The organism is Candidatus Accumulibacter vicinus, assembly GCF_000584955.1.
In the GTDB taxonomy this organism is placed as follows: domain Bacteria; phylum Pseudomonadota; class Gammaproteobacteria; order Burkholderiales; family Rhodocyclaceae; genus Accumulibacter; species Accumulibacter vicinus.
In genome coordinates, this window is record NZ_JDSS02000027.1 from 171,168 (window position 1) to 177,148 (window position 5,981).

The 5,981-nt window shown below is 66.4% G+C and carries 5 protein-coding genes and 2 pseudogenes; all 7 read right to left on the reverse strand.

Annotation, left to right across the window (positions count from 1 at the left end):
- Window positions 1-387: pseudogene (locus CAPSK01_RS13265) on the reverse strand (hypothetical protein); the annotation flags it as partial.
- Window positions 388-475: 88 nt separating this feature from the next.
- Window positions 476-586 (reverse strand): annotated as a pseudogene (locus tag CAPSK01_RS22945) (single-stranded DNA-binding protein); the annotation flags it as partial.
- 80 nt (window positions 587-666) lie between these two features.
- Window positions 667-1,449, reverse strand: coding sequence for a hypothetical protein (locus CAPSK01_RS13270; RefSeq protein ID WP_034927408.1), 783 nt, complete (start codon window positions 1,447-1,449; stop codon window positions 667-669).
- Between the two features lie 4 nt (window positions 1,450-1,453).
- Window positions 1,454-1,864: a hypothetical protein gene (locus CAPSK01_RS13275; protein WP_034927410.1), complete on the reverse strand. Its 411-nt coding sequence runs from the start codon at window positions 1,862-1,864 to the stop codon at window positions 1,454-1,456.
- A 10-nt stretch (window positions 1,865-1,874) separates the two neighbouring features.
- Window positions 1,875-2,771, reverse strand: coding sequence for a type III-B CRISPR module RAMP protein Cmr4 (gene cmr4 / locus CAPSK01_RS13280; RefSeq protein WP_273703661.1), 897 nt, complete (start codon window positions 2,769-2,771; stop codon window positions 1,875-1,877).
- The gene (locus CAPSK01_RS13285; protein ID WP_034927412.1) at window positions 2,768-5,758 is read right to left on the reverse strand and encodes a hypothetical protein; all 2,991 of its coding nucleotides are present in this window, start codon (window positions 5,756-5,758) and stop codon (window positions 2,768-2,770) included. The genes cmr4 and CAPSK01_RS13285 overlap by 4 nt, the downstream gene beginning before the upstream one ends.
- Window positions 5,755-5,981: hypothetical protein (locus CAPSK01_RS22950; RefSeq protein WP_273703662.1), on the reverse strand; the 227-nt coding region annotated here is incomplete at its 5' end. The genes CAPSK01_RS22950 and CAPSK01_RS13285, both read right to left, overlap by 4 nt.

The following is a 5,981-nucleotide window of genomic DNA, read 5'->3' on the forward strand; positions in this document are numbered from 1 at the left end:
TAGCTGGCCCGCCGGCACGCGGTCGTTCAAGCCACAGTGGCTGGAGTAGCCATCGAGCCACAAACCCGATGAGGCTTTGTCGGCGAGGATCGACAGGTCATCCCAGCGCACGCGCCCACAGCGCTCGAGCGCCGCTGGACCGATCAGACAGTTCTCGCGCTGGTGAAGGCTCGGCGCCGGCCGACCCCACTCCAGGCTCAGCACATCGAGGACCGCGGCCTGCCGCCCGTCGCTGCACCGCGTGCGCTGCCACGGCAGCCCATCCGAGACAGACGGCGTCACCGGCCGCACCCAATTCCCAACGCGGCCATCGAGGTCCAGCGCCTTGCCGGCCAGGCAGTAACCGCCACACTTCCTTGAATTCGCCAGTACCACCATTCGTTGCATCGCTGCCGCCCCTGACATCGTCTTGATGCCAGGACAACGGGGCACACGCGGCAATTTTCAAAGAACGACAAAGCTGCGGCTACCCGCATTCCGATTCGGCCACGCGGAGGTTTGCCACGGCATCGCCGTTCGGCATCTGACGAGTCTCTGGATCGGTGCCGAGGTTGCCGACGAGGAAAATTTTGTTGACGGAGGCCATGGAGAAAATCCCGGTTGACGTTTTCGTTTGAAAGAGGGCGGCCCACACTCACAACGCCGGGCCGGCACAGTACACGCCGCTCAAACCACGGTCTCCCAGCAGCCCGTCGCCGCACCACTGCCGCAAGGCAGGAAGCGGGCATCGCGCTCGCTGCGGCCATGCATCCGCACCAGTACCGCCTGCGACAGGCAGCGACCGAAACCGAGCTTCGGATCATGCCGACGACCGAGCCAGGGCTGCAGCGGGACGCCGCCGACCCCGTCGATCGCCGCGCCGGGCAACACTTCACCCGCCGCCAGGCGTAAACCAGCCGCGTCGACCGCAGCACCAATCCCCGGATAGGCTGACGCATCGGCCTGCCATCCGTCGCATTCCACGCGGCCGCAGCCCGTCTTGATCTCGCCACCCAGCCGGATGATCGACAGCCACTCGCGCAGCCGGTGCGCGTCGAGTCGCTCGTCGTCGAACCACACGCCGCCGCACAGGCGAATACCGCTGCCGGCCGGCACAGCCAGTTGCTCCACCTCGAAAAGCGCCGATTCGACCGCCGAGCGCGTCGCGCCATCGAGCGTGACATGGTGGCTGCTGCTCAGCAGTCGGCGCTCAACCTCGGTATCGTCGAGCCGGCTTTCGCCGTCGATGAAGAACGCCGCTCCGAAACGGAAGCGGCGCATGATTTCCGCCAGCGCCTCGGCAAAATGCTCCGGCAAACCGCCACGCGCGGCGCCGACCGCCGCCGCCAGGGCATGCACGAACAGATGCCCCGGCGCATGCCGGTGAGTCTGGGCCACTACACCCGCGCGTCGGCTACCCAGATGCAGCGGCGAGAGCAATTTGAGAGAGAAGAAAGCGAAGGTGCTCATCGTCTCAGCTCTCGTTCTTCAGTGCCTTGGCGGCATAGCGACCGTAGGTGAGCGTCGTCTCGAGCAACTGCTTGGCGAGCAGGATGCGGCGCAGCGCCTCGACAGCCGATTCGTCAGGCTGGGTCGCGGTGAGGCTGCGGTAGAAGCTCGGCATGTCGGGCGCGCGCGTCTGCTCGACGCTGGCGAGCCCGGTAGCCTGCAGGAGCCTGCGCGCCTCCTGGTCGATGCGCTGGGCCGGTATCCGGTCCTGCTCGCGTTTGCGCGTGGCGAGGAAGAGACCGAAGGCATACAGACCCTGCTCGGCAAGAACGGCAAGCGACTTGGTGATGATGTTTTCAGCATCGTTGGCGCACATTGAATCATGTCCAGCCATCTCGTTGGCGGCGAGCGCGGCGAGGGGTTCAAGGTTCAGCATGGTGTCCTCCTCACTTCACCAGGGCGAACTGCATGCGACCAAAACCGCGCGTGGTCATGCCACCCAGCCCGAGAGTGCAGGCCAGGGCAAGCGCTTTTTCCAGCAGTGGCATCGCCGCTGGCACAAGCTCGCGGAAGCGGCCGTCGTCCACATCCACCTGGCCGCGGAACAGCGTGCCGCGCGGCGTCGCTTCGTAAGTGAACAAGGCGCCTTCGGCGGCTGCGCCGGTCTCGAAGTCGATCGAGACCGAGGTGCGCGTCTCGAGGTTGGCGTTGACGATCGCTGGGAAGATGTTGTCATGCACCACGACCAGTCGCTCCTTCAGGTGGTCGAACACCGGCAGACCCTTCGCTGGTTCAGGGAACGGGATCTCCTTCGCGACAGCCGACAGTAGCAGCCAGCCCAGGTTCAGCCGTTTGGGTGCAGCGGCGCCGGCCTGGACGATCACCTGATCCTCGCTCGCCGGACGCGGCACCTTCGTGCAGCCCGCGCTTTCGAGCAGATGCGCGGTAGTCACCCAGCGTGGTCCGAGCATCGTCGGCACCGGGAAGGCAAGGATTTCGGCATCGCGGAAAGAGACCACGCCGATGCGCGATTCACCTTCCGTATCGCCCTCGGCGTAGCCGAAGATGCTGGCGATCGGGTCCTGGCTGCCCTTGTGCGGGTGCTTCTTGTTCTTCTCGTCGATGGTGGCGCGGGCGTAGGCCATCGCCCGCTGCCGCTCGTCTTCGGGCAAGGAATAGATTGCCGCCGAGCGCGTCGCGCCGTTGATCGACGAACCGGGCACCTTGGGCAGGTTGCTGCCGGCATCGCGTAGGATGGTCAGGTCGACGCGGCCCATGCGGTAGCCGCCGGCACCGATGTGGGTCGGGTCGAGTGCGTAGAGGTAGAGCGGATGCGACTTCATGCGTTTTCCTCGCTGAGTGATCGGTGGGTTCTGGAAACGAAAGTGCTCCATTCAACGGCGTCGAAGAAACGGCCGTCGATGATGGCGTTGAAGAGTCGCTCGCGCCGCGCCGGGGCATCGTCGCCGGTCACGTAGCGCAGCAAGATGTTGCGCAGATGGGCATGCCAGGCGTCACGGCCGGCCGGGCGCAGCGCGGCGGGAACGTCGCGTACCCATTTCTCGTAGGTCTCGACCATCTCGCCCTGCAGCCCCTTGATCTTCGAGGTATCCCAGCCGCTGTCCGCGACCAGCCGCGAGAACTCCGCGAAGCCTTCGAGCAGCAGCGGCGAGCGGCCGGCATCGTCCATCACCCAATGCGGGCGGCGCACCTCCTCGCCGTCACGTCGATAGGCGAGCTGGTGGCGGCGCGCCGAGCCTTCGAGGACCATGAAATCAAAGGTCATCGGTGGAATGAGCACCTCGTCGCCGGGCAGCAGGTCGAGGACATGTGTGAGTCGTTGCGGGCCACTGACCGGCTTGCCGGCGCGCGTGACCGCGATGACATGCGGGTGCCACATGTCGCTCTGGCCGGGGTCGTCAGTGGCCGTGTCGACCTGCCAGGCAACCAGCCCCTGCGGCGTCGCCCAAATCAGGTCGACGGTGCGGCCATCCGCCGCCGTGCGCGCCGATTCGACGCGCCAGGTCTGGTGCGGCACCTGCGGCACGCGCGCGTCGAGCCGCCCGAGCACGTCGAGGGCGATGTAGAGCGGGAATTTCGCGCGCATCACGGCGCACGATACATGCGCCGACAGACCGCCGCGTACTTTCGACAGTCGCTGCGCCAGCAGCCGGCCGATGATGGCCACCGTGGCATCGGCATCGGCAGCAGAAACGATGAAGCGCAGGCCACGCGCGTCGAGCGTCAGAGGCAGCAGGCGATCGTCGAGCGTGCCGGCCACTTCGTTCGCCAGCTCTTGCCACAGGGCGCGCAGGTCATCCCACAGGCGCTGCAGGCGGGCGGGTGAGGCATGCTTGCGCATCGCGAACAGCGCCAGGCGATCGCCGTCGTGGCGAGCAAGTCGCCATGCCTCGGGCAACGCGGCCGACTCGCGCAGCAAGAAGTCTTCTGCGACCTCGAGCGCCTTGTGTACCGCGTCGGGCGCGGCGCTGCGGCCGTCCTTCTTCGTCAGCCAGAATGTCTCACCGAGCAGGCTGCGGGCGAGATTGGCGTCATCCTTGCTGGGCAGTTTGCCGGCGTGCAGATCATCGAGACGCTTTTCGAACCAGTTACCCAGCGCGTTGCTGTCGATAAGCCAGGAGATGTCTGCGCTCTTGTGGTTCTTGTTGTTTCCCTTTTGTTTCTCGTCTTCGGCTGTCAAAGCTGATCGCACCGACGCGACCGGTCGCGCCAGTTGGGTGATCAATGACGTGCCGGATGCGATGGCGCCGGCATCCACCTGCACCGAGAGCAGCGCCATGCGACTGCTGTCGCCCTCGTCGGCCAGTTCTTCCATCGTGCTGATGCGGCTGCGGAAACCGAAGTCGGCGGCCAGGTGGCGCACCCGGGAGCGCTTGGCATCGCGGTCGGCGAGAGCAGTGCAGTCGTCGCACAGGGGCTGCGCGCGGCTGCGGCTTTCGGTCAGCGCGTATTCACGCGTTTCGGCCGGGCGCAGGCCGCATTGCGGGCAAATCTGTATCAGCTTGCCCTGCTCCGCGTTGGCCGACTCCCAAAGCACGCGCAATTTTTCCTCGCCGGCCTGCAGGTGGCGCTGGCAGCAACTATCGGCATGCAGTCCCAGCGCTTCGGCGTAGTCGGTGAGGTAAAGCGCGGGCGCGCTCCAGCACAGGCGAAACGGCGTGCCGACGCCGAGAGGTTCGATACATTCGGCAATCGCCTCCTGCAGCGGGTCGAGGAGGTGCCGGGCGAACAAAGCGTCGGACCTGGCGGCTTCGTCTTCCTGAAAGCCGGGCGCGAGGACCAGCACGCCGTCGTCGTCCTCGTAGATGAGATTGCCGACCGGGGATCTCTCCTCGAAAAGCTCGCGCAGATCATCCACGACTTCACGGCGCAAATGAGAGAGGCTGACCAGCGCCGTCGTCGTGAGCATGCCGCGGGTGAGCGCCTGCCAATCCCAGCGCACACCGAGCAGACGGAAGCGCACGCGGCCAAGCTGCGCCAGGTCGAAGGCACCCTTGTCGGTCTGCAGTGGCTTGAAGTTCACTTCGGCGCGCAGCGCTCCTTCAGCGACGGCCGCCTTGAAGAAACTGGCCGACGAGTGCGCGTGGTGCCAGAGCGTGACGTCGTTGGTCGGGCGACGGGTTTCGCCCAGCGCCCTCGAGAAAATCGGCTGCAGCTCTGCGAGCAGCCGGCGGCGGGTAACGGCGATGTCCTGCGTGGCAGCCGGCGAGAAGACGTGCGCCTTGATGACGGCGATGGCGTCGTCCCAGACAGCGGCAAGCCGTTCGGTCGAATACGGGGCGCGCATTTGCCCGAAGGCATCGGCGATTTCAGCGTGCGCCGTGGCTTGCCTGCCACCCTCGGCCACACCGGAAGCCTTGTCGAGCGCGGAATCGCGAATGTCGGCGCCGAAGGAATACAGATCACCAAGAAACGACAATTGCTCGGCAGGAAACTCGTTTCCGGCGTGATGCTGGCGCAGTGCCGCCCCCAAGCCGGATGCCTGCACCGCGCCGGGCCTGAGCCAGCTCGCAGGGATCGCCAGTGCCTCGGCCCAGGCCAGGTCGGCCAGCAGCCCGGCCAGCACGCCCGCCAGATCGGGTTTTTTCGCCATCTCGGCGGTGCGTGGATAGGCACGGCCCGCTTCGAGAATGGCTCCGTGCGCGACCTGGATGCCGCAGGAATCCCTGGTCTCGTCACCCAGGTTCTTGCCGTCGCCCAGCATCTCGCCGGCAAAATCGGGATGCAGCTTGCCCAGGTCGTGCAGGTAGCCGGCGATCTCGGCAGCCAGGATCAGGCGGCGGGTGCGCTCGTCAAATGCGTTTTTCATGCCCTGCCTTTCGCGATGCGCTCGGCGAGTTGCCGCCAGCTTGCCGCGCCCGAAAACTCGAGCGGCTGTTGCATGTCCGCGTAGCCCGTGGCACGACAGACGGCGGACAGCGGCGCGATCGCCCCGTAGCCGGCGAGGCGCTTGGCGCCCAGGCCCAGCGCCGGCCACCATGCGGCCAGCGCGCCGACCAGGCAGGCGAGGTCTGCGCGCGCCGTGGCCTCGT

What these genes read in the sequence shown, in the direction of transcription:
- CAPSK01_RS13270 (WP_034927408.1), bottom strand. Translation starts at nt 1,449, where the DNA reads ATGAGCACCTTCGCTTTCTTCTCTCTCAAATTGCTCTCGCCGCTGCAT.
- cmr4 (WP_273703661.1), bottom strand. Translation starts at nt 2,771, where the DNA reads ATGAAGTCGCATCCGCTCTACCTCTACGCACTCGACCCGACCCACATC.
- CAPSK01_RS13275 (WP_034927410.1), bottom strand. Translation starts at nt 1,864, where the DNA reads ATGCTGAACCTTGAACCCCTCGCCGCGCTCGCCGCCAACGAGATGGCT.
- CAPSK01_RS13285 (WP_034927412.1), bottom strand. Translation starts at nt 5,758, where the DNA reads ATGAAAAACGCATTTGACGAGCGCACCCGCCGCCTGATCCTGGCTGCC.